Source organism: Candidatus Spongiisocius sp., assembly GCF_965221825.1.
Classification (GTDB): domain Bacteria; phylum Actinomycetota; class Acidimicrobiia; order Spongiisociales; family Spongiisociaceae; genus Spongiisocius.
In genome coordinates, this window is sequence record NZ_OZ244917.1 from 3,148,806 (window position 1) to 3,173,851 (window position 25,046).

Genomic DNA, 25,046 nt, shown 5'->3' on the forward strand with positions numbered 1-25,046 from the left:
TCCCATGGACGTATTCGAACTTCGCGAGATGCTGACCGGCGCCTACCGCGATTACGCCACCAGCTTCATGCGCATCCGTGATGACCGGATTCGTAGCCGTGTGGATGAGGCCCTCGACGCCGGGAAGCTATGGCCCCATCCCCTGATAGGCCTGAACCCCGCCTTCGAGCCCGGTGGCAGCATCGAAGACCTCATCGGTGTGGGTGTCCTGGACCCTCGCACCTCGGACATCTTTCGCCTGGGAAAGACATACTCCGATCCGATCGGCAAGCCCCTCCCTCTCTACCGCCACCAGTCGGAAGCGATCAGGGTGGCCGCCGACGATCGCAACTGCGTGCTCACCACCGGAACAGGGTCAGGCAAGAGTCTGGCCTACATAATCCCGATAGTCGATCATGTCCTCCGCTCCGGGTCGGGTAAAGGGGTGAAGGCGATCGTCGTTTATCCGATGAACGCGCTTGCCAACAGCCAAATGGAGGAACTCTCCAAGTTCCTCGATCATGGACCCTGGTCTGACCGCCCGGTGACGTTCGGGCGCTACACAGGCCAGGACACTCGGGAGGTCCGCGACGAGATCCAACGGCGGCCACCCGACATCTTGCTTACCAATTACGTAATGCTGGAACTGATCCTCACCCGCTACACCGACCGACGTCTTGTGCGGAGTCTCGGGGACCTGCGTTACCTGGTACTCGATGAGATGCACACATACCGGGGCCGGCAGGGTGCGGATGTGGCGATGCTAGTCCGGCGGCTGCGGGAGGCCTCCGGTTCCCAGCAGCTCCGCTGCATGGGGACGTCGGCCACCCTGTCGACCGAGGGCGGCTACGAGGATCGGCAGCGCAAGCTGGCCGAGGTGAGTTCCCGCTTGTTCGGCGCTGAAGTAGCACCCCGAGACGTGATCGGCGAGACCCTGCGTAGAGTCACTCCGGCCTTTGATATCGAGTCGCCGGCATGCAGGGCCGATCTCGCCGCAACTGTTGACATGTCACATCCGCCGGAGACCTATGCCGACTTCGTGGCTGACCCGCTGGCGAGTTGGAACGAGACCACGTTTGGGCTGCGAAGTGTCGAGGGCCGCCTCGTCCGGGCCGAACCTCGCGCGATCGAAGGACCCGGCAGCGCCGCCGAGCAGTTGGCGGACGTTACCGGCCTTACCGAGGGGCGGTGCCGCCGGGCGATCCGTTCCTACCTTCTGGCCGGCAACGGCATCGAGGACCCATCGACTGGGCGGCCCACTGTCGCCTTCCGACTGCACCAGTTTGTGAGCAGGGGGGATACGGTATACGCCTCGCCCGAATCGCCCGCTGACCGTTACGTGACGCTGATCGGCCAGCGTTTCGTTCCCGGTGATCGAGCCCGGGCGCTGCTGCCACTGGCATTCTGCCGGGCCTGCGGACAGGACTACTACGTGGTCCACGGAGGGCTGGCCACCGGCATTCGGCTGCGGCCGCGGGACCTTGGGGACACGCTGGACGACGAGCAGCGTCCCGGCTTCCTATACCTCAGCGACAAACGGCCCTGGCCTGACGAAGAGGAGGTGTATCGGCGACTGCCCGAAAGCTGGTTCGAGCCCGACCGCCGCATCCGCCGTATACGTTCCAACCGGAAGGCTGCCGTACCGCGGAAGGTCCACGTTCAGCCGGATGGTGCGGTGGCCTCGGACGAACATGGTCCTGGGCAGGGGATGGTCACCGGGTGGTGGACGCCGGCGCCGTTCAGATTCTGCCTGAACTGCGGAGTTTCCTACGAAGGCCGCCTTGGCCGTGACTTCACACGTCTCACCACGCTGGGTTCCGAAGGCCGTTCCACAGCCACGACCATCATGTCGCTCGCCACCGTCCGGTACCTGAGGGAGGACGGCCGGTTGCCGGACCACGCCCGCAAGCTGCTCTCCTTCACCGACAATCGCCAGGACGCCTCGCTCCAGTCCGGCCACTTCAACGACTTCGTCCAGATCACGCTGCTCAGGTCATCGCTCAGGCGAGCGCTCCAGGATGCCGGCTCCGCCGGGCTGACCCACGACCAGGTGCCCCAGAGAGTGTTCGAAGCCCTGGATCTACCGTTCGAGAGTTATGCCCTGGATCCAGACCTCCGCGGTCAAGCCCGCCGTGACACCGACCGGGTCTTCCGCGACGTCCTTGCCTATCGCATATACCGCGATCTGAAGCGCGGTTGGCGCCTCACGCAGCCCAATCTGGAGCAGGCCGGACTACTGACCATCGAATACGACTCTCTTCTCGACCTGGCGATGGATCAGGCATTCTGGTCCGACTCCCACCCGGTCCTCTCCAGTTCCGAGCCCGAGCAACGCGGGACCGTGCTGAAAGTGCTGCTCGACTGGATGCGCCGCGAGTTGGCGTTGAGGGTCGATGTGCTGAACCAGCGGAGCCAGGAGCGCCTGATCCTCCGCGCCGACCAGCGCTTGATTGGTCCCTGGTCGCTCGCCGATGAGCGGCGTCCCGAGTATGCCACCGAGGTGCTTGCGCGCCCTCGTAGTCCGAGAGACCAGCGTTCATGGAGGTATGTGTCGGCGAGAGGGGGCTTCGGTCAGTTCATCCGCCGCCCTGACGGACTGGGAGGGATGTCCGCCACCCGTCTGACCCTCGACGACACCACCACCATCATCGAGCAGTTGTTCGACGGTCTGCGACGTTACGGCCTGGTTACTCAGGTTGGTGAAGATCGGGACGGCAATGCCCGCTGGCAGGTCCCCGCTGCCGCCCTGGTCTGGAAGGCGGGCGACGGCACCCGTCCTTACCACGACCGGATTCGCATGCCGAATCCGCCGGACGAGATGCCGACCAACAGATACTTCGTAGACCTCTATCGCTCTGCAGGCGCCAGCCTGGTCGGAATCGAGGCCCGGGAGCATACTGCTCAGGTCACCTACGAGGAGCGGGTCGACCGCGAAGAGCGGTTCCGGAGAGCCGAGTTGGCGGTTCTCTACTGCTCGCCCACCATGGAATTGGGTGTCGACATCTCCGAGTTGAACGTTGTCAACATGCGCAACGTCCCGCCTACTCCGGCCAACTACGCTCAGCGATCGGGACGCGCGGGCAGAAGTGGCCAGCCGGCTCTGGTGTTCACCTACTGCTCCGCCGGGAGCAGCCACGACCAGTATTTCTTCCGCCGACCGGATCGGATGATCGCCGGTCAGGTGGAAGCGCCGCGGATAGAACTAGCCAATAAGGACCTGATCCGGGCGCACGTCCACGCGGTATGGCTGGCAGTCAGCGGGCTGAACCTCGGGCGCTCAATGGGCGAGGTTCTCGACCTAGCTGATGGCGTTACCAATCCGGACCTGCTGCCGAGTGTACGGGATCACCTCCAGGATGCCAGTGCAAGGGCGCAAGCAGATGCGAGGGCCAGGGCGCTGTTGAGCGATCTCGTACCCGATCTCGAAACGGCGACTTGGTGGTCGGAGGGCTGGCTGCGCAATGTATTAAGGGCTGTTCCGCGCCGCTTCGAGGAAGCCCTGAGACGATGGAAGTCGCTCTATGCCGCCGCGGTCACGCAGCAGAGGGAACAGAACCGGATTGCGCTATCAAACCACCGGTCGCCGCATGATCGTCGGCAGGCCCAGCGCCTCCGCCGGGAGGCCGAGCACCAACTGGACATTCTCCGCGCCAGTTCGGACCTGGGCAGCCATACCGACTTCTACCCCTACCGGTACTTCGCCGCTGAGGGCTTCCTGCCCGGATACTCCTTCCCCCGTCTTCCTCTCTCAGCATTCATCCCGGGCCGACGAGGCCGCTACGACCAGCCCGAGTTCCTGCAGCGACCCCGTTTCCTGGCCATCAGCGAGTTCGGTCCCCAGACCTTCATCTACCACGAGGGCGCCCGTTACCGGATCAACCGGGTGATTCTCACCCCCGATCCCGACGCTCCGGTATCCCCGGAGGTGGACGATGACAGCTTCATCACGGCCCGGGCCAAGCGCTGCGAGAGTTGCGGCTATATGCACCGCATCCACACCCCACCGGGGCCTGACGTCTGCGAGTACTGCCGGGTTCCGCTCGGTTGGGAGTGGTCGAACCTGCTGCAGATGCAGAATGTATCGACCGTACGCCGCGACCGAATTACGTCGGATGAGGAGGAGCGGCGACGGGTCGGATACGAGGTGATCTCCGGCGTGCGATTCGCCGATCGCAACGGCCGCCCCTCGGTGGAGGAGACCGAAGTACTGAGCGTTTCCGATGCTGGCGCCAGTCCGGTGCTGCGGCTCACCTACGGCGATACGGCCACTATCTGGCGGGTGAACCTGGGCTGGCGGCGTCGCCAGGACCAGGAGCAGCGGGGCTTCATCCTCGATATTGAGCGCGGCTACTGGGGAAAGTCTCAGGACCAGGAAGACGACGATCCCATGTCGAATCGGACCCGGCGGGTGATCCCATTCGTAACCGACAGCCGTAACGCCCTGCTGATCGAGCCGTCCGGGCACATGGAAACGGAGGAGATGGCCTCCCTCGGAGCGGCGCTCAAAGCGGCTATCGAAGTTGAATTCCAGCTGGAATCGGATGAGTTGGCCGTGGAGCCCCTGCCCTCCCGTGACGATCGTCGGCTACTCCTCTTCTACGAGTCGGCCGAGGGCGGTGCCGGAGTGTTGAGGCGGCTGATGGATGAACACGACGCGTGGCGCCGGGTGGCCCGCCAGGCCCTGTCCCGCTGTCACTTCGATCCCGATAGCGGCGAAGAGGTGCCGGATCTGGGAGTCGAACCATGCGAGGCTGCCTGCTACGGCTGCCTGCTCACGTACCGCAACCAGCTAGACCACGGCTTGCTTGACCGCAAGGCGGTCAAGGAGACTCTCTGGGGGCTGTTGACCGCACGCCTGGCTCGAACCGGCAGAGAGGAGCTACAGCCTGAATCCTCTCTAGAAGCCGAGTTTCTCGCCCATCTCGAAGCCGGTGGCTACCGGCAGCCGGACCGCGATCAGGTCTACTTCGAGTCGGCGCGGACCCGCCCGGACTTCATATACGACGAGGCGTGCGTCGTCGTATATGTCGACGGCCCGCATCACGACTATCCCGAGCGTCGAGCCCGTGATCGGGAGTCGGCCGCGGCCATGCGCGATCTCGGTTACCTGGTCATCCGCTTCGGTTACCGCGATGACTGGGACCAGATCATTTGCGAGCACCCCTCGGTCTTTGGAGCAGGACACACACGGGAGTCCGTGTCGTGAGCTTGGCAGCCGGATCTCTGGTCCGGGCGCGGGGGCGTGATTGGGTCGTGCTGCCTGAATCCGACGACGAACTGGTCATGGTGCGCCCGCTGGGCGGTACCGATGAAGAGATAACCGGAATACTGACCAGCCTGGAGAACGTGGAGCAGGCCGGGTTTGCCCTCCCCGACCCGTCGACGCATCTGGGGGATGCCGTTTCGGCCCGGCTCCTGCGTGATGCCCTGCGCCTCGGGTTCCGGTCCAGCGCCGGCCCCTTCCGCTCGATCGGACGTATCGCCGTCCAACCTCGGCCCTACCAGTTGATTCCCCTCTTGATGGCGCTTCGCCTCGACCCGGTCCGCTTGCTTATCGCCGACGATGTGGGGGTCGGCAAGACCATCGAGGCGGCGCTCATCGCCCGGGAGCTCCTCGAATGTGGTGAAGCCCGCAAGCTGGCGGTCCTCTGCCCGCCTCATCTGGCCGAGCAGTGGCAGTTCGAGCTGGAGTCCAAGTTCCACATCGAAGCCGAGTTGGTTCTGTCGTCCACAGCGGCGCGCCTCGAACGCAACCTGGCGGTAGGCCAGTCGTTGTTCGACGTGTACGACCACTTCGTGGTGTCGCTCGACTTCATCAAGTCGGACAGACGCCGTGACGACTTCATTCGCGCCTGTCCCGAGCTCGTTATCGTTGACGAAGCCCATACCTGCGCGTCTTCCGATCACGGGCGCCGGACCCGCCACCAGCGACACTCGCTGGTCTCCGACCTCGCCAAGGACCCCGACCGTCATCTGATCCTGGTCACGGCTACCCCCCATTCGGGCAAGGACGAGTCGTTCCGGTCTCTTCTGGGGCTGCTCGACGAAGACTTCAAGTATCTGCCCGACAATCTGGGAGGGGACCCCAACCGCCATCACCGCACGCGCCTGGCCCGTCATCTCGTGCAGCGGCGGCGGTCCGACATCGCCCACTATCTCGAAGCCGACACCTCCTTCCCGCAGCGGGCCGACGCCGAGTTCACCTACACACTCTCCACCGACTATTCGAGCTTGTTCGAGGACGTGCTTGCGTACGCCAGGCGCTCGGTCCGCGCTCCGGCTGGCGACCGGCGTGAACAGAGGATCAGGTGGTGGTCGGCGCTGAGCTTGCTGCGGGCGCTGGCTTCCAGTCCGGCTGCGGCTGCCGCCACGATGCGGACGAGGGCACTTACCGCGGAGGCCGAGACCCTCGAGGAGATCGACGAACTAGGCAGACGCACCCTGCTCGACCTCGACGAGGGGGAGGAGGTCGTCGATGTCGTTCCGGGCAGCACGCCGGGCGACACCGTACCTCGCCGCCTTCGTGAGTTCGCCGAGAGGGCCGACATCCTGGCCGGTGAGTCCGATCTCAAGCTGGTACGACTCGTCAAGATCGTCAGGAAGCTCCTACTCGACGGTTTTCGACCAGTGGTGTTCTGCCGCTTCATAGAAACCGCCGAATACGTCGGCGATGAACTGCGTAAGCGTCTCAACCGCAATCCCAAGGCGAGCGTGCAGGTGGTTACCGGTCGGTTGCCACCATCCGAACGCCAGAGCCGAGTTTCCGACCTGCGAGAACACGACTACCCGGTGCTGGTATCCACCGACTGCCTGAGTGAGGGTATCAACCTGCAGGACTACTGCTCCGCCGTCGTCCACTACGACCTGCCCTGGAACCCCACCCGTCTTGAGCAACGCGAAGGCCGGGTCGATCGCTTCGGCCAGCCCGCCCCCGAGGTGCGGGTGGTGACCTACTGGGGCGAGGACAACCACATCGACGAGACCGTCCTCAAGGTGCTCTTGCACAAGCACAAGGCCATCCGGAAGGCCCTCGGGGTGTCAATTCCGGTGCCTGGCGCCACCAACGAAGTCATAGAGGCGCTGGCCGAAAACGTCCTGATGGGCGATGGTATGCCCAACCAGCGCCGATTCGACTGGATGGACGAAGCCCTGCGTCCCCACACGTCGGCCCTAGACCTTGAATGGGACCGAGTCCGCGAGGCCGAGGTCCGTCGCAGGTCTCTGTTCGCCCAGCTCAGGATCGACCCGGACGGCGTCGCAGCCGAACTCGACGCCATGCAGGAAGCTATCGGATCCGGGGCCGATACTGAGCGATTCATGAAGGACGTACTCTGTGCCCACGGCGCCGTGGTCCAGGCCGAGACGGTCACACCCGGTCAGGAGACAGCGACCATCTTCGATTTGCGAGATGTGTCCGCCCCAGTCCGTGACGCGTTGGTGGTGGAACGAGACTCTGTGAAGGCCCGATTCGAGCCGCCGGGCTCCGACACCACTGTCGTCTGGTCCCGCACGCACCCATCGGTGAGCGGTCTCGCCGGACATGTGCTCGACACCGCCCTTGACCCCGTGCTCTCTCCCGACGCGCTAGCGGCCCGATGCGGGGTGATGCGGACCGACCACGTCGCTCTGCGTACCACGCTGCTGCTCTGCCGGTCCCGAATGACCATCGCCACGACGAGCCGTCAAAGACCCCACCACATGCTGGCGGAGGAGGCCTTGCTGCTCGCCTTCGAGGGAAGTCCGCGGTCCCCGAGATGGCTGTCGTCGGACGAGGCGGAAGACCTGCTGTCTGCCACTCCGTCCGGGAACGTTTGGCCGGGTGCCGCTCGCGATTTCATAGGCGAGGTGCTGTCTGCTGAGGGCCACTGGCGTGGGCATGTCCGCTCAGAGGCCAACCGGCGGGCCGACGCCCTTGCCGATAGCCACGCCCGTGTCCGCGCCGCTGATCGCCGCCGGATCGGTGCGGTCGCCCGCGGGACGGGCCGGGGTTCCGGACGGGTCCTAGTTAGCGCCCAGCATCCCACCGACATCCTCGGCATCTACGTGTTCCTCCCGACGGTGGTCTGACGGCCATGGCCAATGTCACGTCAGTGGGTGCCCTGCTGCCCCGCGACCTGCTCGATCGGATTGACTCAACAGATCCGACCCTGACCGGTCTAGACCCGACCGCATACGGCCTGGTCCCCGGCGAGCGGGTTCGGGACGCGGTGACCCGCTCCTGGAACCGGCTGGTGGGCGTATGGGGATCCTTTCGTCACGCCGAGTCTCGGCTCACCGACGCCGACCTGACCGCCACCTCGCTGACCCGCGCCCGGTGGCTGCGGCCCCTCTTCGACGAACTCGGCTTCTTTGATCTCCCGTTGGTCCACAGCCTGGCTGTGGGAGGCAAGGACTATCCGGTGAGCCATCAGTGGGACACCAGCGTGCCGGTTCACCTGCTCGGATGTCGCGTTCCTGTGGATCGTCGCACGTCGGGGGTCCAGGGCGCTGCAAAGGCTTCACCTCATAGCCTCGTACAGGAGTTCCTCAACCGCTCGGATGGCCATCTATGGGGTATCGTGTCGAACGGCCTCGTGCTGCGCCTGCTTCGCGACAACGCCTCACTTACCCGCGCCGCCTACTGCGAATTCGATCTGCAAGGTATCTTCGACGGGGAGGCCTACAGCGACTTCGTCCTGCTCTGGCTCATCTGCCACCGGACTCGTTTCGAGGGCGATCCCCCGGAGAAGTGCGTCTTGGAACAGTGGAGCACTGAGGCGGCGGCCGCCGGAACGCGCGCTTTGGATCGGCTTCGAGAGGGCGTGGAGAAGGCCATCATCGCTCTCGGGGAGGGATTCCTATCCCATCGCAACAACAGCAGCCTGCGGGTGCGGCTTCGCAGCGGCGACCTAGCGCACCGTGACTATCTTCTCCAACTGCTCCGCCTCGTTTATCGGCTGATCTTCCTCCTGGTGGCGGAGGGCCGCGATCTGCTGCTGGATCCAAAGGCTGGTGAGACTGCCCGGGTCCGCTACCGGCAGTTCTATTCGGTCGAGCGGCTTCGGAAACTGGCCGCGAGTCGGCGGGGAACCCCCCACGATGATCTATGGCAGTCGTTGTGGGTCACCATGACGGCCCTCGACTCCAACCACCCAGGCATTCCCGCCCTCGGGCTCGTACCGCGCGGCAGCTTCCTATGGTCACCGTACTCTATCGGCGACCTAGCCATAGCATCGATCGACAACCGCCACCTGCTCGCAGCGATTCGGAGGCTTAGCCGCGTCCGAGACGTCGAAGCCAAAGCCTACCGGGCGGTGGACTATCGCAACCTGGGGACAAGAGAAATCGGATCGGTCTACGAATCGCTGCTCGAACTCAACCCTATGGTGGACGTGGACGCCCGCACCTTCAATTTGGTGGGCGCTGCCGGTTCCGAGCGTAAGGCCACCGGCAGTTACTACACGCCCGAGTCGCTCATATCCCGTCTGCTCGACGAGGCTCTCGATCCTATCCTCGACAAAGCAGAGAGGTCTGACTATCCCGAGCGAGCCCTGCTCGATCTGAGAGTGCTCGACCCAGCCTGTGGCTCGGGCCACTTCCTGATCTCCGCCGCCCACCGCATCGCTGGGAGGCTGGCCACGGTGCGCGTCGGCGGTATCGAACCTACCCCAGATGACCTGCGCCTCGCGGTACGCGACGTGGTGGGTCGATGTCTCTACGGCATCGACATCAACCCGATGGCCGTAGAGTTGTGCAAGCTGAGCCTCTGGCTAGAGGCCAACGACAACCGTCGACCACTCGGCTTTCTCGACCACCACATCGTCTGTGGCAATAGCCTGTTGGGAGCCACTCCGGAACTGTTGGAGAAAGGCGTCCCGAGCGAGGCGTTCAAGGCGCTGGTCGGCGACAACAAGAAGTGGGCATCCCATCTGCGCAAAACGAACCGGGCCGAGCGAAAGCAGCGGACACAGGGCCAGCTAGCGCTGGAGTGGTCACCCTTTGACGATGCGTCAGCTTTCGCCCAACATCTGGCCGTCATCAACACCGGTACAGAGAACACAGCGGAGGATGTAGCTGCAAAGGAGGGCCGCTTCAGCGAGCTGCATAGTTCATCCGCCTTCATCCGTTCCAAACTAGCCGCCGACGCATGGTGTTCGGCCTTCGTGATATCCAAGGATCCCGGAGAGCCGGCAATCACCGACGCAACGGTTCGCGCATTAGGAGGAGGACTCGACGTAGGCGAAGATGTCCGAGCCAGGATTCGCGAACTGTCCGAAGAGTATCGCTTCATCCACCTGCACCTTTCCTTTCCTGATGTGTTGGACGCGACCGGGTTCGACACTGTCATAGGGAACCCCCCCTTCTTGAACCAACTCCGTGACACAACGGTTACGCAGAGACATGCAGCGAATCTCCAAGCTAACCGTTACAAGGAATTGACCTCTGCTTACACCGATACGGCTTACCTGTTCTTAGCGCTGTCCTGTGAGGCGACCCGTCCAGTCGGGGGTCGCGTCGGGCTGGTGCAACCCGAGAGCTTTCTCGCGGCCGACGGCGCCTCGGCTTTGCGCCGGGAGATCTCGTCGTCCTCCACGCTCGAGTTCTTATGGGTAGCGGGTGAGAAAGTGTTCTCTGCAGAGGTACTGACGTGTGCTGTCGTTGTCCGCCGAGGGCCTAGCCACAGTGTTGCGATCCGACGTGCCTACGGCGGCGCCTTCGAGGCAATGCCAGATCTGATGATGTCGATGGCCGAAGTTGCTCAGATGCCGACTTGGGGACCATTGATCGCAGAAGGTTTCGGAGTGCCACAGGTCCGCCTCGCGACGAAGGCCCGGCTAGGCGATGTGCTGGGGGCAGCGGCCGATTTCCGGGACCAATACTATGGTCTGATCCCCTTCGTCACCGAGGTGGGGGAAACTGAAACCGTAGGCGAGGTCGGTACTGGGATGTCCGGCTTGGCGCCGCTCATCACCGTCGGCCTGATTGACCCGCTGCACAATCGTTGGGGCGAGACATCCACACGCTTCGCGAAACGTCGCTGGCGCGCGCCCGCGGTAGACATCGATCGGTTGCGAACAAACAGCGATCTTGGTGAGTGGGCCGACCGCAGGCTTGTCCCCAAACTGCTAGTGGCGACACAGACGAAGGTGTTGGAGGTTCTGCCCGATGAGGAAGGTGTCTTTCTGCCATCGGTCCCGGTGATCACCGTCGTACCAGACTCGATCTCGCTCTGGCACGCGGCCGCACTTCTGACAGCGCCACCACTGACGGCATGGGCTGCTGCGCGCCACTTAGGCGCGTCTCTTTCAACATCTGCAATGAAGCTCAGCGCCCGGCAGATTGAGGATTTGCCTCTGCCGCCGAAGTCGGAATGGTGGGACGTTGCCGCATCGCATGCTCAGGATGCGTATGTATCGAGATCAGTCGGTGAGCGATCCGTCCACCTGCGGCGTCTGGCGCATGCGATGTGTGTCGCCTACGGCGTAGACGACTCGGACGACTTGGTCGATTGGTGGACCGGTCGGTTGCCACAGCGTCGCTAAACCCACCCACTAAGTCGTTGTACACACACTCAGTAGACGTAACCGCTAAGACATTAGTGGCTCATCGCGTTTCAGTGGGGAGTGATGGTGGTGAGTAGGTTCCAGTTGGGTTTCCCGGCGTAGAGGAGTGCTCTGATTCGGTAGTTCGCGAAGTTGCGGAACCCGAAGGCTGTTCGCTTGATGCGTTTGATGAGGTTGTTGAGGGCTTCGGTGGGTCCGTTGGTCACTTTGGATATGTGCCAGTTGGCGATCTGGGGGGTCCAGCGGGCGATGGTTCGGCCCAGTTTGTTGATCTCGGGTGGGCAGGATTCGTGTTGGAGGTCGTCGGCGAGTTGGAGGGTGTATCGGAGGGCGGTTGGGATGCTGTCGATTTGGTAGATGCCCCGTACGGTCTCTTTGGCGTGCCAGGCTGTGCGGACTTCTCCGTGGGGGTCGCCGGCGTCCAAGAGACCCCGCAGCCGGATGCGGCCCCGGTCGCTGATCCGTTCCGAGGCGGAGGTGAGTAGCCGCCGTATCCGATACAGGGGGTCGTGTTTTCGGCCTCGGTGCCCGAGGGTTTCGTTCTGAACTCGGCGGCGTACTTCGTCGAGTCGCTGGTTAGCGAGCCGTATCACATGGAACGGGTCTGCGACCTGCGCGGCGTTGGGCAGCACCCTGTCATACGCGGTCCGATACGGGCCGGACATGTCCAGCACGGCCCAGCGGATCCCGTCTCGCCACTCCACCGGTTGTGACCGGAACCACCGGGCGGCGCTTTCAGCTGTCCTACCAGCCACGATGTCGATCAGCTGGCGGCCTCCGACATCGACCACAGAGGTGCACCACACCTTGGTCCGCCAGCGGCCCTGACGCCAGAACAGGGTCTCGTCCACCCCCACAGCCTCAACTTGGCCGACCCGAGAGGTGTCGGCCTCCAACAGGGCTTCGCCCCAACGGGCAACCTCGTTGTTCACCGTATGCCATCCACAACCCAGTTCTGTAGCGACCTCATCGACCGGGCGACCCAGCTTCCCGACCTGGACGGTCACCCACCGAGCCGCCCTCGATGTCAACAATGCCCGCTCCGGACCAATCCCCGGATCCTGTTCCACGAACGACCCAACCGCGCACCCAGGATTCGGGCACGCCCAGCGCCGTTTCCGCCACCGCAACCGAACAGGCCGCCCGAACGCCGGCAGGTCCACCAACACCACCGTCCGATACCCCTTCGACCACAACCGGCTGCCACAGTCATCACAGGTCGGGCGGGGTCGCCGGGAGCGGATCACTACCTCCAACGGTTCGTCCCCGCCTCCGTCGCCGATCCCGACCAGATCAACCTCCCCAAGGCCGACCAGCAGCTCGCACATGCGCGTAGGATCAGCTTCCACAGGGGTCCTCCTGCCTCGGATGTGTTTTCTCAACAGCCGATTATGGAGGACCCCTCCTCACTTCTGGCGGATTCCGACCCCCCTGGAAGATCCCCTACTCCCCACCCATTCGCGAAGAGCCACATTAGTTCCGATCAAACGGCACTACATTATCGGGTGGCCTTAGTACCGACTGGTTTGACTCCCAGAGGCCGGTGACTGTGAACAGCATGAAGGCTACGGTATTGAACACCGATACAGTCGTCCTCACAGCGGTGACAGCATGTGGCATTTGTAAGGACCAAGAATTATCCCGTTTGCGGGCCCACATGGTTGCGACCACTTCGTCCGGTAGGTTGGATGCTGCCTGTGGAATAGTCTCTAGTTTGCGTGGATCAGCGTGAGCAATTGCGTTTCGAAGATACTGAATCGAGTCGAGACGAACGGCAAGTTCTGCCCATTTCCCTTCAAGTCTGCCTGGAATACCGGAACCAGCCCCACCCAGCGCAAGCTTCTTTCTAAGGGTCGTGAAGTGCGCGGATGGAGGAACCTTGATTTGGCTCGGGAGAACTCCGAACTGTGATAACAGGAACTTCTCTATCTTCTGGGCGTTCGGAGTCGAGAGCGGTAGCGAGTCCAAGAGTCGCCCACGGGCGCGTGTCATGTCCTCTTGAAGCGCGGCCTCACCCGCTGGTCCCCTCAAGCTTACTATCCTATGATGATGTGTGGCCAAACCGAGATCCACGAGCCCTGCCTCAAGCGCCGCCAATGCCAGGACAAGTACGGCCCGCCACTCAGCCTGTGGTTGACCAGGCGGTCTACCGGAGCCACGTGAGCGTCGATCCCTTGCGATCGATGCCAGGAGACCTGCTGCGCTCTTGAGGTTCGAATCGTAGAACTGGTCGGCGGCATCTCTTGGTGTTGGCCACATGGTTGCCGTGTCTCTCTCTGGCTCTCACCCGAACTGTAGCGCTTCGGTAGAGCTCACGGAATTGCCTGTACCGCACATTGCCCTTCCAACACCGTATTGAAAGCCACACCCCCATGAAGTGCCTATCAGTCCCGGCACGGAACCGCGGACATTGGTGGCCTCTTCTGTCGTAGAGCCGCCGTAACTGGATGGCGGGGCCCATCCGCGATCTGCATTGATCCCTTGCTGCGACGGGTCATTTCGGTCGGTGTTCGTCGCCAGATCTAAGGCCACGAACCCCACCACTGAACCCACTAGGCGGGCGATATTACCCGGAGGTGGTGCCACTGTTTCGAGCGTAGGCAAGGCGCTGTGACCTTGCTGGTGACTCTTGCCACCCAGGCACCGTCCATCCGTACCGGATAGTGCACGGCAGCTTCTTCAACTCGTGGCAATGCCTCGCCGTCCGACCCCATTCCGTCAGTGGCTAGTGGTCTGTCTGCGACACAGCCTGGCGGTCCCCCAGGCAGACCTGTACGGTCCAGTGAGGCTCTCACCGGGCCGGTCCGGGAATCAGGCGGTCTGGAACATCTCCTCCACGGTCAGGCCGCCGACGTCGAAGAAGGCCATGATGCGGCACGGGCAGGACTCGCCGCCCTCGAACTTCCAGGGGAAGGCGCCGATGATGCATCGCTGGTTGAGCACCTTTTCGATGTCGCCGCCCACGTTCTCGGCATGGATGCAGCCCTTCGGGAAAGCGAGGTAGTGGAGGGGGAACAGGTCCTCGGTGATCTCCCGTCCGCTCCGGTGGTGGGTGTAGGTGTACTCCCCGAAGTAGTCCCTCACCGGCATGCCCACCTTCTGCTCGAACCGGCGGGTCAGGTCGGGCCGCATGTGGCGGATGGTGGTGTTCATGGGGTGGTCGCCGGAGCCGGCGTCGATTCCCCACCAGGCCAGTTCCATGTCCAGCATCCATTCGGCCAACTCACGGGTCCCGCCCGGATGCATGCAGAAGTAGCGGGTCAGGTCCTGCTCGGGCTTCCCCTCGTAGTAGCGGTGGTAGCCGGTGTGGATGATCAGGATGTCGCCCTTCTTGACCTCGACCTTGGAAGTGATCATCTCGGGGGTGATGATGCTCCAGTCGCTCACCTCGTCGGACACGTCGACGATCACCCCTTCGTGGATCAGCTTGGTGAGCGGGAGGGAGGCCATGTCGCCGCCTCCATCGGCCATGTGCATCGGCCCGTCGAGGTGGGTTCCCACATGCAGCGAAGACTCGATCCTCTGTGACACGACCCGGTTGGTCTGCAGGGTCTGGGTGTAGTAGATCTTGGACCCCGGATACCCGACCCAGCCCGGCGTGTGGATGTTGATCGGGTGAGAGAGATCGACGATCTTCATTTCGGGTACCTCCGATGTCGGTATGTGGATGGATGGTAGAGAGCAGTTACGCGGGCCGTTCCGCCCCGGCTTAGTAACGCAGACCGTTTTCCCAGATCCCGTAGAGATCGGTGCGGCGGTCCGCCCGGGGAGCGATCAACTCGCCCCGAACCTGGGCCCGCTTGGCGGCGCCCAGATCGACCTCCGTGACGCTGATGGCGTCCTCCGAGCCGGGTAACGGTCCGGCGGCCAGCTTGCCGTAGGGGTCGACCAGGATCGACGAGCCGAGAAAGTCGAACGCCCCATGACGTCCGGCTTGGGAGGCGCAGGCGATGTACACCTGGGAGAGGTTGGCCTGGAGGACGGCGCCCTTGCCCTGGGGACACATTCCTTCCGCGTCCCAGCGTTCCTTGTCGTAGCCGGGCAACCAGGCGGTCGGGACGCAGATCAGGTCGGCGCCCTTCAGAGCCATCAGCCGCACCACCTCGAGGAACCGGAGGTCGTAGCAGACGCACAGCCCGATCGTCCCGAACCGGGTGTGGGCCACCGGGAAGCCGAGGTTGCCGTCGTGGAAGGCGATCTTCTCGTTGGCGAACAGGTGGGTCTTGCGGTAGTGGAGGATGGTCCCGTCCGGGCCGACCGCCACCGCCGTGTTGTACAGCGATTCGCCGTCCCGCTCGCAGAACCCGCCCACCACGTACCCGTTGGCCTCGGCAGCCAGGGAGGTCCATTGCTTGACGGTCGGTCCGTCCACCGGCTCGGCGCTCTCGGCCAGCGCCCGCCAGTCGAAGGCGTATCCGTGGATGATCATCTCGGGCAGCACCACGATGTCGGCCCCCATGTTGAAGGCGCGCTCCGTCCACCGTGTCGTGAGGTCGCGGTTCTCCTCGACCGCCAGGGGCTCGCTCCCGATCTGGACCAGACCTATCGAAACCTTGTTGACCATCGTGTTACTCCTGTTCCTGGCCGAGCGGCCCGTCCGGCATGAGCCCGGCTATGCGAAGCATGTTCCAATCGGCCGGACACGGACCGCCCACGCTCTCGATGTGATCATCGCGGTCTCCCGACACCGCATGCCAGATCCCGACCGGCACATGCACCACGTCCCCGGCCTCGAACTCCAGCCGGAGATCGTTGGTCAGGTCCTCGATGCTGCCCTTGCCGTCGAGGATGTAGATGGTGTCCTCGGACTCGACATGTACATGGTCCTTGTTCCGCTCTCCGGCCTGCATGTCCACGTAGTTCATGTTGGCGGTGTAGGCCCCGACCCCTGCCCAGACGATCAGGCGGGCGTCCCTGGCGATCATCGGGACCATGGCGGTCGGCTGGTCGCGGTGGAAGATCCGGACGCCGCGGGCCGCCAGCCGCCTCCCGCCCGCAGGCTGCGGTGGATCGGGGCGCCGCTCGTATTCGAGGTGGGAGTAGAGACGTTCGTCGGCCGGGCAAGGACCGCCGATCAGTTCGGCGCCGTCCGGACCTGCCTCGAACACGTACCTCGTGTCCTGTCCGATGTGGGCCATCGCCCCGGTCGGGAGGTCGAGCCGCCGGTCGAAGGAGTTGTCGGACGCCGTCACGCTGCCGGACATGGCGTAGTAGGCGGACTCCATCGGGTGCTCCATCTCGACGGTTCGCCCGCCCGGCTCGAGAGACATGTGGTGTATGGACCGCAGATGGGCGCCCAGGCCCGGCCAGACCACCACCCAGGCGCGGCCCCCGTACTCGACGATGGGAAGCTCCGGAGCCCCTTCATCATCGTGGAGGATGCGGACGCGATCGGGTTCAGCAACCATCTCGGTGGTTCGGTCCTTCCATCGGCGGCGAGTCTACCCGCCGGTCACCAGCGGTGAGGCCGCCGGCCGGGGGCGCTACGGTCGGTCCGTCAAGAGCGTGGCCTAGGGCGCGGAGGGAAGATGGCGCGGATAGAGCTGATCGATCGGAAAGATGGGCTCGCTCCGGAGCAGGCCCGGCTGTTCGACTGGATCGTCGAGAGCAGGGGAGAGTTGGTCAGGCCTTTCCAGGTGCTGCTGCACGCACCCGGGCAGGCGGAGCACATTGCCCGGCTCGGTCATGTGGTCCGCTTCGAATCGAGGCTGGACGGCGCCGACCGGGAGTTGGCCATCCTGGCGACCGGACAGGCCCACGGCTGCCGGTACGTCTGGGACACCCATCTGGACCTGGCGCGGCGGGAAGGGGTCAGCCCGGCGGCGATCGCTTACCTCGACGGAGATGGCGGAGACCTGGCGCCCAGAGAGGCCTCCATCCTGGCCATGGTGGGAGAGCTCTGTTCTTCGTCGTCCCTCTCCGCCTCGACATTCGCCCGGGTCGAGTCCGAACTGGGCGCCGAGGCGGTGGTCGAGCTCAGCATCCTGGTCGGCTATTACACCCTTCTGGGCTATGCCATGGCGGCCTTCGACGTCTGCGCGCTCGACACCGAGGGTTGAACGGGACGAACGCGGCCGTCACCGTTCGGTAACCAGGCTCTGCCCGTCAGAGATCCCCGAGCGGGTCCTCCGCGGTCAGCAGCTCCGCTGCACCGATGGCCGTGATCCGCTCAGCGAGCGGGAAGCGATGCCGGCCGGCATGGACCACCACCAGATGATCGAGGTTCAGATCCGCGACTGCGATGTGCATCGACTTGGAGGTGGAGGGCATCTCCGTGCGTTTGATCTCGAATCCGAAGACCTTCCCCTCAGCCTCTAGGCGGAGGTCCAACTCGGCGCCCCCATGGGTCCCCCAGTAGCTCGGATACCCTCGCGGGTACCGGTTGAGCAGCTGCTCGATCACCATCCCTTCCCAGCCGGCGCCAAGCTTGGGATGGCGCTCGAGTTCGAGCATGCCGCCGATCCCGAGAAGGCGGTGCAGCAGGCCCGAATCGCGTATGTAGACCTTGGGCGCCTTGACCTGACGTTTCTTGATGTTGGCGAACCACGGTGGCAGCTGTCGCACCACTAGGGCGTCGGTGAGAGCGTCGATGTACCGCCGGACGGTGGACTCCGAGACGTCGATCGATCGGGCGATCTCGGTGCCGTTCCACCGCTGTCCGTGGTAGTGGGCCAGCATGGTCCAGAACCGCCGCATGGTGGTGGCGGGAAAACCGAATCCGAGGCCTGCTAGATCGCGTTCCAGGAAGGTGCTGATGTAGTTATCACGCCAGTGGTTGGAGTCCGCCTCGGATGGAGCGAGGAACGACTCCGGTAACCCGCCTCTCAGCCACAGGGTGTCGAGACGGTCGGTGCCCACGTCCCCGAGCCGGAAGCCTGACAACTCCACGAAAGTGACATGGCCGGCCAGCGACTCCGACCCGAGTCCGACCAGATCAGGGGACGCACTTCCGAGAATAACGAACCGGCCGGGACGCCGGTTCTCGTCCACCAGTACTCGCAGAGTCGGGAAGAGGTCCGGTTTGTGCTGTGCCTCGTCGATGACGATCGTCTCACCGGTGTCCCGCAGGGCCAGCATGGGCTCGGCGAGGCGACCCAGGTCTCGGTAGTCCTCAAGGTCAAAGAAGGCCGATGGCGACGATGCTATGACCTGCCGGGCTAGCGTCGATTTCCCAGCCTGGCGCGGGCCGGTCACGAGCGTCACGGGGGCGCGTGCGACTGCTCTACGCAGCGCATCTACATCGGTGGGCCGGCCTACGAGTTCCATGCCGTCCAGGTTATCCTTGAAAATTCGTTATGTCGAGAAGGATTTACAAGGATAATTGCCTTCCCAGTCGGTATTCGGACGGTCTATTCGCTTAGGACCACCGGCTCTGTCTACCGGTTCGCGGGCTACCCGGCGCCTACGGCTCGGGATCCGCGAGACGCGCCTCGACAGCGGCCTACCGTTCGTCAGTCGGGTTTCGGCGGTCCGGGGCCGACTAGTAGAGTCCGACGGTCTGCCCCTAGGACCAAGGAGGCCCATCAAATGACGCATGTTCCCGTAACCCACATCACCTCAGATGGCGAGCGAGCGCGCCGCTACGCAGCGCTCCGGGAGGCCATGGCCGGCGCCGGCATGGACGCCTTCGTCATCTGTAGCCGGGGCGACGAGTTCGTGCGGGGACGGGTCCAGTACGTGAGCGACATCTTCCAGTGGGCCGGTCGTGGCTTCGTGGTCCTCCCGATGAAGGGGGAGGCCTCCTTCGTGACGGATCCGTTGTGGGGTACCGGCTATGCCATGCAGGGCATGTGGCTGAACGACTACCGCCAGCCCGACGACGCCGGCACCGAGATCGGGGCGATCCTCTCCGACCATGGTCTCGCCACCGGCACGATCGGGATCGTCGGTCTGGCCGACATCACCTCGGTCGCCGATTACAACAGCATGAGAACCGCCCTCCCCGGCGCCAACTGGGTGGACGCCACCGATCTCTTCGACGACGTGAGGGCCATCAAGAGCCAGGAGGAGATCGACTCCACCATCGAGACCGGCAACATCATGCGCCGGGTCTTCAACGCGCTCGAGGCGGAGATCCGTCCCGGCGTCCAGGAGGTGGACGTGCTCTCCGAGGCCCACCGGCTGGCTCGCCAGCTGGGCTGCATGGAGGGAATCGCCCTCATGGGCCGTGCGCCCTTCCAGTGCTTTGGTCCGGGTACCCGCGGCGTGATCGAGAAGGACGATGTGATGGTCATCGACCTGGAATGGGGCGGCCCACTCGGCTACTGGGTCGAGGTTCGCCGGGTTTACAGCTTCAAGCCCCCCAACGATGAGCAGAAGGCCTTCTGGGAGATGCGGGTCGAGAGCTTCGAGGCGTGCGTCCAGGCCATGAAGGCCGGCGAGGACTCCGACACCGTCCTCGACGCCCGCGATCGGGTCTACGACAAGTACGGGTACGACGCCAGGGATGCCAACTCCTACACCGCTCACGGCATCGGTATCGACTCGCTGGAGCCCCCGTGGGTACCGGGCAAGCCCCGCATCATGGAAGAGAACATGATGATCAACCTCCACCCGGCCGTAGGTGGCTTCTCGGACGCCGAGACAGGCGCCCGGCTGGGCGGGATCAGCATCGCCGACAATGTTCTGGTCGGTCCTGACGGCGGCACTCGGATGGTCGACCAGACCGATGAATGGATAGTCCTCGACGCCTAAACCACTAGGTGCGACTTGTAGTAGATCGGATGTCGGAGCAGGTCGGGCGCATCGTCCGGCCTGCTTCCTGCTTGGCAGCCGGCCGTGGGCGCCCTCTGTCCGTAGCGCCGGGTGCGCTGCGGCGTATCCCGGGACCGCCGGGAGACAGACCACTAACATCGTCAGGCCGACCCGAGTTCATTGGCAGTGACACCCGAGCCCGGGGGCAGACCGACAGCAACTGGATGAGCCTGCGCGCGGGCGCGGGAGAAGGGAACAGCGGGTCGAGATGAGAGTATTGATCACCGGCGCAGCCGGGTTCTTCGGACGGGCACTGGTCCGGGCGTTCGCCATGGGCGGCGAGCACGTGGTGGCGGCGGACATTCTCCCGCCCGGCGAGTTCGCTCCCCGGTCGGACACCCCGGCCGACCGGTTCGAGTACGTGGTTCTGGACGTGGCCGATCCGGCCGCCTGGTCCACGGAGGTCACGGGAGATGTCGACGCCATCGTCCACGCCGCTGCTCTAACCCCGAGCATCCAGGAGACCAAGGAAGACCCCTCCAGCCTGGTGAACGTCAACCTCATCGGCACCCTCAATGCAATGGAGTTCGCCCGTTGCCAGAACGTGGGCAAGTTCCTCTTCATCTCCTCGGCAGGCGTGTACAACCAGTTCGACGAGGTCACGCTCACCGAGGCGGACGCGGACGGGGGTTTCTCTCTATACGGCTCGGCCAAGCTGGCCGCCGAGATCATGCTGTTCCGTTATGCCGATATGTTCGGTTTCGATGCCGGTGCGATCCGACCCACCTCCATGTACGGCCCGGCGGAGGAGTTCCGCAACACGCGCCCGTTCGTCACCCAGGCCAAGCAGTTGGCCGACGCTGCCCTGGATGGGGTGCCGGTGCGGGTCATCGGGGCTGACGACCGCTGTGACTGGGTGTTCGTCGACGATGTCGCCGAGGGCGCCCATCGCTTCTTCTCCGGCGACATGAATCGCCGTGCATTCGCGTTCTCCTCGGGCGACCCGATCCCGTTCCAGGACGTCTTGGATGCGGCCGTGGCCGCGTTCGGCGTGGTCGTGGACGGCGATGCTGAGATGCTGGTCGACGCCACGCCCGACCGGGCCACCACCATCTCCTGCGACAAGGCCCGGTCCGAGCTGGGATGGAACCCGATGGGGATCGAGGAAGGCATGCGCCGGTACGCCGAGTTGGGTGGCTGAGGACCGCCCGCCGATGTCCTGAATCCGAAAACAAACCGATATCTCAAACATGGAGTCCCTATGAGCCAGAGCACACTCAGACAAAGGCTGGCGGAACGCACCCTCCGGATCCGGGGCGGCCACGAGTCGCCCTACTTCCAGATCATGCGGAGGGTCGAAGGCCGCGATGACATCATCCGCCTGGTACGGGGGGAGCCGGACATTCCGACCCCTCGGCACATAATCGAAGCCGCCAAGCGATGTCTGGACACGGGACATGTCGGCTACACCCCTCCCGGCGGGATGATCGAGCTACGGGAAGCCATCGCCCGCAAGTTCAAGGAGGACAACAACCTCGAGTACGACGCGGCCTCCGAAGTCCTGGTCACCGCCGGGGCCCAGGAATCGATGGCTGTCAGCCTTCAGACGCTCCTCGATCCCGGTGACGAGGTGCTTCTCGCCACCCCCCACTACATGGCCTATCCGGCCAACATCATCATGGCGGGCGGGCACATCGTCTATGTCGACACGGTCGAGGAAGAGGACTTCGAGCTCAAGCCCGAGGCCATCGAGGCGGCCATCACCGACCGCACCAAGCTGCTGGTGCTGGTAACCCCCAACAATCCCACCGCCGGCGTGATCACCGCCGAGACGCTGTCGGCCATCGCCGATGTGGTACGAGCCCATCCCGACCTGGTTGTGATCTCCGACGAGCTCTACGAGAAGGTGGTGTACGACGGCTTCGAGCACGTCTCCTTCGCCACCCTGCCCGACATGTGGGACCGGACCATCACCATCAACGGTTTCTCCAAGGCCTACAGCATGACCGGTTTCCGGGTGGGCTACATGGCGGGCCCGGCCGACTACATCCTGGCCGCCACGGAGCCGCGCCACTCTCTCAGCATCTCCACCTCGCTGCCTTCACAGCACGGCGCCCTCGCCGCGCTGGAAGGTCCGCAGGACTTCATGGCCGAGATGATGGAGGAGTACCATATTCGCCGGGCGATGATGCGGGAAACCTTCGACGAGTTGGGTGTGACCTACGGCGAGCCCAAGGGCGGCTTCTACTTCTTCGCCAACATCTCCGGCTCGGGGATGGACGCGGTCGATTTCGCTGACAAGGCGGTGGACCACGGGATCCTGTTCTCACCGGGCAACGTCTTCGCCGAGGGCGCGCGGAAGTACATCAGGATCTCCTACCTGGCGCCGAGGGATCAACTGGCCGAGGCTCTCGAGCGCTTCGGGCGGCTCTGGAACGACTGCCGGAACGGCCGATGAGCGGTCCGAAGGTAGCGCTCGTAGAGGAGTTCACACCCGCACAGGTGGAGGCCCTCCGGAAGGCTCTGCCCGACGGCGCCACGGTGCTAACAGACGCCATCGGCGCCGGGACCATCGGGCAGGCCGACTACCTGGTGATCCGGGAAGCGAGTCTTGAGGACGGCCATCTCGCCGGCCTTTCGTCGCTTCGCGGGGTGGTGAACATTGACTCCGGGGGCGGCGCCGTGTCAGGCGAGGTTTGCGATTCCATGGGAGTCTGGACCGAGGCCGTCCTCTCGCCCGGACCGATCAGCGTGGCGGAACACACGGTGATGTGCATCCTGGCGCTCTTCAAACGGCTTCCGACCGCCCACCGGCGTCTCATGGACGGGGTGATCGTGGACGGGATGGAGCCGTTCGTCACCGACCAGCTCAACTACTCGTACAACTGGGTGGGCCTGGACCTGTTCGAGGCCGTGCTGGGCAAGACTGTGGGCCTGGTGGGCGTCGGCCAGATCGGCAGCGCGGCCGCCAGGATGCTGGTGGCGTTCGGAGTGGATGTCGTCTACTACAAGCGCAACCGGTTCTCACCCGAGCAGGAGCAGGAGATGGGTATCCGCTACCTGCCCTTCGACGAGCTGCTGGCCGAGTCGCACTGCGTCTCGCTCCATAACAAGTTCACCCCCGAGACCGAGAAGATGATGGGCGCCAGGGAATTCGCGCTGATGCCCGAGGGGTCGTTCTTCGTGAACACCGCCCGGGGCAGGCTGGTCGATGAGGACGCCCTGATGGAGGCACTCCACAGCGGTCACCTGGCCGGCGCCGCCCTGGATGTCTTCTGGTGGGAGCCCATCCTGCCCGACAGTCCCCTACGCAGCACACCCAACCTGCTGATGACCCCTCATACGGCCGGAACGCCTGCCGGTGACACGGTGGCCCTGGAGTTGGGTTCGGCCGGGAGGGTCATCCGCCGACGGAATGGAGCCACGCCATGAGCGACCGTACCTTTGTCGGCATGCAGGTGGGCGGGATCAGCTTCATCGACGAGGGTATCGAGGAGACGCTCGACATCTTCGTGGAGAAGGCCGGGGTGAACGCCATCTTCATCTCCGCCCTGTCGTGGGCCCGGGGCAACGCGGGGCGTTCCGGAAGTAACGACTTCCCCGATCATGGTGGCCAGGAGCCCGACCACCTGCAGGGCGGGGCTTTCTTCCCTCCCGATCCCAGGTACTACCACGGCACGTCGATCAAGGACTTCACTGCCCCGGACCCCCTCTATGAGGGGTTCGACATCCTGGGCGACGTCATCCCGGCCGCACGGGAGCGGGGCATCGACGTATTCCCCTACTACTGCGAGACCGCCCACGTCAATCCCAAGCCCCTCTGGCAGCCGGGCTTCGCCCAGGTGCTGGAGATAGACCCCTGGGGTCGCAAGGCCAGCCGGCCCTGCATGTACAACCCCGACTACCGGAATTGGTGGTTCGGGGTGATCGACAACTGGCTGAGCGAGTATGACCTGGCAGGGATGCTCTGGGGAATAGAACGTGAGGACCCGCTGTCGTCGATGATCGTCAGCGACGAGGTCCCCACCTGCTTCTGCGTGCATTGCCGGTCGGAGGCCCATCGCCGCGGCATCGACGCCGGGCGGGCCGCTGAGGGATATCGCAAGATCAGCGACTACCTCAGCGCAGTTCGGGCCGGCCACCAGCCCCGCGACGGGAAGCTGATCACCTTCCTCCGGCACCTGTTCGAGTACCCCGAGGTCTCGCAATGGCAGAAGCTGTGGTGGGACGGACACAAGGATCTCTACCGGGAGATCTCGGGCCTGGTCCGGTTCTTTGGCGATGACTACCAGGTGGGATTCGGGATCTGGCAGATGATCAACACCTTCAACCCCTTGCTCCGGGCTGCTCACGACCCGGCCGAGTACAAGCTCTACGCCGACTGGCTGAAGCCCGTTTTCTACAACGCTCCGGGCGGGGCGCGGTTCGCCAAGTTCGTGACCAACCTGTGCCAGACCATCCTCGGCGACGCCACCCCGTCGGAGTGGACCCCCATCCTGTACAAGATTCTCGGCTTGGACGAGGCGCCCTTCGAGGATCTGCCTCCCACGGGATTCAGCCCGCAGTACGTGGCCGATTTCACCCGTCGCTACGTGGAGGCGGTCGGCCCAGAAGTGGCCGTCTACCCCGGCATCGGTCTGGGCGTGGAGACGGTGGCCCGGGACATCTCACCCGCCGATTGTGAAGCGATGGTGGAAGCCTCGTTCGACGGGGGAGCGGGCGGTGTGATGATCTCTCGCAACTACTCGGAATTGACCCTCACCAACCTGGCCGCGGTGGGCAATGCCCTACGCCGGCTCGGAAAGATCTGATCGAAACCCAGGAAAGGAA

15 protein-coding genes are annotated in these 25,046 nt (G+C 64.2%); 9 read left to right on the forward strand and 6 right to left on the reverse strand.

Annotated features, from left to right (window positions below; all coding sequences use genetic code 11):
• Nucleotides 1-4: 4 nt before the first annotated feature.
• The 3 genes from ACOQPD_RS14480 to ACOQPD_RS14490 are packed head-to-tail and all read left to right on the forward strand — an operon-like array spanning nt 5 to nt 11,501.
• Nucleotides 5-5,185: a DEAD/DEAH box helicase gene (locus ACOQPD_RS14480; protein ID WP_420612668.1), complete on the forward strand. Its 5,181-nt coding sequence runs from the start codon at nt 5-7 to the stop codon at nt 5,183-5,185.
• The gene (locus ACOQPD_RS14485; protein WP_420612669.1) at nt 5,182-8,046 is read left to right on the forward strand and encodes a helicase-related protein; all 2,865 of its coding nucleotides are present in this window, start codon (nt 5,182-5,184) and stop codon (nt 8,044-8,046) included. The genes ACOQPD_RS14480 and ACOQPD_RS14485 overlap by 4 nt, the downstream gene beginning before the upstream one ends.
• A gap of 5 nt (nt 8,047-8,051) precedes the next feature.
• A complete protein-coding gene (locus tag ACOQPD_RS14490) occupies nt 8,052-11,501 on the forward strand; it encodes an Eco57I restriction-modification methylase domain-containing protein (RefSeq protein ID WP_420612670.1) in 3,450 nt (1,149 codons plus the stop codon).
• A gap of 71 nt (nt 11,502-11,572) precedes the next feature.
• Here ACOQPD_RS14490 and ACOQPD_RS14495 read toward each other — a convergent pair whose 3' ends face one another.
• From ACOQPD_RS14495 to ACOQPD_RS14515, 5 genes are all read right to left on the reverse strand, one after another.
• Entirely contained in the window at nt 11,573-12,871 is a 1,299-nt protein-coding gene (locus ACOQPD_RS14495; RefSeq protein WP_420612458.1) for an ISL3 family transposase, read from the reverse strand.
• Between the two features lie 124 nt (nt 12,872-12,995).
• Nucleotides 12,996-13,553 (reverse strand): hypothetical protein, encoded by a 558-nt coding sequence (locus ACOQPD_RS14500; protein WP_420612671.1) that lies wholly within the window; start codon nt 13,551-13,553, stop codon nt 12,996-12,998.
• A 780-nt stretch (nt 13,554-14,333) separates the two neighbouring features.
• Entirely contained in the window at nt 14,334-15,161 is an 828-nt protein-coding gene (locus ACOQPD_RS14505) for a cyclase family protein (protein ID WP_420612672.1), read from the reverse strand.
• A 70-nt stretch (nt 15,162-15,231) separates the two neighbouring features.
• The gene (locus ACOQPD_RS14510) at nt 15,232-16,086 is read right to left on the reverse strand and encodes a nitrilase-related carbon-nitrogen hydrolase (protein ID WP_420612673.1); all 855 of its coding nucleotides are present in this window, start codon (nt 16,084-16,086) and stop codon (nt 15,232-15,234) included.
• A 4-nt stretch (nt 16,087-16,090) separates the two neighbouring features.
• On the reverse strand, nt 16,091-16,930 hold the full coding sequence (locus ACOQPD_RS14515) for a cupin domain-containing protein (protein WP_420612674.1): 840 nt from the start codon (nt 16,928-16,930) through the stop codon (nt 16,091-16,093).
• A gap of 120 nt (nt 16,931-17,050) precedes the next feature.
• Here ACOQPD_RS14515 and ACOQPD_RS14520 point away from each other — a divergent pair, with 120 nt between their 5' ends.
• On the forward strand, nt 17,051-17,581 hold the full coding sequence (locus ACOQPD_RS14520) for a carboxymuconolactone decarboxylase family protein (RefSeq protein ID WP_420612675.1): 531 nt from the start codon (nt 17,051-17,053) through the stop codon (nt 17,579-17,581).
• A 46-nt stretch (nt 17,582-17,627) separates the two neighbouring features.
• Here the strand turns inward: ACOQPD_RS14520 and ACOQPD_RS14525 are convergent, their stop codons facing one another.
• On the reverse strand, nt 17,628-18,788 hold the full coding sequence (locus ACOQPD_RS14525; protein WP_420612676.1) for an ATP-binding protein: 1,161 nt from the start codon (nt 18,786-18,788) through the stop codon (nt 17,628-17,630).
• 261 nt (nt 18,789-19,049) lie between these two features.
• Between ACOQPD_RS14525 and ACOQPD_RS14530 the strand changes: the two genes are divergently transcribed.
• The 5 genes from ACOQPD_RS14530 (at nt 19,050) to ACOQPD_RS14550 (ending at nt 25,027) form a co-directional block, all read left to right on the forward strand.
• The gene (locus ACOQPD_RS14530; RefSeq protein ID WP_420612677.1) at nt 19,050-20,216 is read left to right on the forward strand and encodes a M24 family metallopeptidase; all 1,167 of its coding nucleotides are present in this window, start codon (nt 19,050-19,052) and stop codon (nt 20,214-20,216) included.
• A gap of 268 nt (nt 20,217-20,484) precedes the next feature.
• Complete coding sequence (locus ACOQPD_RS14535) at nt 20,485-21,417, forward strand: NAD-dependent epimerase/dehydratase family protein (RefSeq protein ID WP_420612678.1); 933 nt, start codon at nt 20,485-20,487, stop codon at nt 21,415-21,417.
• A 60-nt stretch (nt 21,418-21,477) separates the two neighbouring features.
• Nucleotides 21,478-22,674, forward strand: a complete 1,197-nt coding sequence (locus tag ACOQPD_RS14540) for a pyridoxal phosphate-dependent aminotransferase (RefSeq protein WP_420612679.1) — start codon at nt 21,478-21,480, stop codon at nt 22,672-22,674.
• Nucleotides 22,671-23,648, forward strand: a complete 978-nt coding sequence (locus ACOQPD_RS14545; RefSeq protein WP_420612680.1) for an NAD(P)-dependent oxidoreductase — start codon at nt 22,671-22,673, stop codon at nt 23,646-23,648. The genes ACOQPD_RS14540 and ACOQPD_RS14545 overlap by 4 nt, the downstream gene beginning before the upstream one ends.
• On the forward strand, nt 23,645-25,027 hold the full coding sequence (locus tag ACOQPD_RS14550; RefSeq protein ID WP_420612681.1) for a hypothetical protein: 1,383 nt from the start codon (nt 23,645-23,647) through the stop codon (nt 25,025-25,027). Before ACOQPD_RS14545 ends, ACOQPD_RS14550 begins: the two co-directional genes overlap by 4 nt.
• Nucleotides 25,028-25,046: the final 19 nt, after the last annotated feature.

Bases quoted from the DNA above. Each gene is read 5' to 3' on its own strand.
- ACOQPD_RS14480 (WP_420612668.1), top strand. From the start codon at position 5: ATGGACGTATTCGAACTTCGCGAGATGCTGACCGGCGCCTACCGCGAT.
- ACOQPD_RS14490 (WP_420612670.1), top strand. From the start codon at position 8,052: ATGGCCAATGTCACGTCAGTGGGTGCCCTGCTGCCCCGCGACCTGCTC.
- ACOQPD_RS14505 (WP_420612672.1), bottom strand. From the start codon at position 15,161: ATGAAGATCGTCGATCTCTCTCACCCGATCAACATCCACACGCCGGGC.
- ACOQPD_RS14510 (WP_420612673.1), bottom strand. From the start codon at position 16,086: ATGGTCAACAAGGTTTCGATAGGTCTGGTCCAGATCGGGAGCGAGCCC.
- ACOQPD_RS14515 (WP_420612674.1), bottom strand. From the start codon at position 16,930: ATGGTTGCTGAACCCGATCGCGTCCGCATCCTCCACGATGATGAAGGG.
- ACOQPD_RS14520 (WP_420612675.1), top strand. From the start codon at position 17,051: ATGGCGCGGATAGAGCTGATCGATCGGAAAGATGGGCTCGCTCCGGAG.
- ACOQPD_RS14525 (WP_420612676.1), bottom strand. From the start codon at position 18,788: ATGGAACTCGTAGGCCGGCCCACCGATGTAGATGCGCTGCGTAGAGCA.
- ACOQPD_RS14530 (WP_420612677.1), top strand. From the start codon at position 19,050: ATGACGCATGTTCCCGTAACCCACATCACCTCAGATGGCGAGCGAGCG.
- ACOQPD_RS14535 (WP_420612678.1), top strand. From the start codon at position 20,485: ATGAGAGTATTGATCACCGGCGCAGCCGGGTTCTTCGGACGGGCACTG.
- ACOQPD_RS14540 (WP_420612679.1), top strand. From the start codon at position 21,478: ATGAGCCAGAGCACACTCAGACAAAGGCTGGCGGAACGCACCCTCCGG.
- ACOQPD_RS14545 (WP_420612680.1), top strand. From the start codon at position 22,671: ATGAGCGGTCCGAAGGTAGCGCTCGTAGAGGAGTTCACACCCGCACAG.
- ACOQPD_RS14550 (WP_420612681.1), top strand. From the start codon at position 23,645: ATGAGCGACCGTACCTTTGTCGGCATGCAGGTGGGCGGGATCAGCTTC.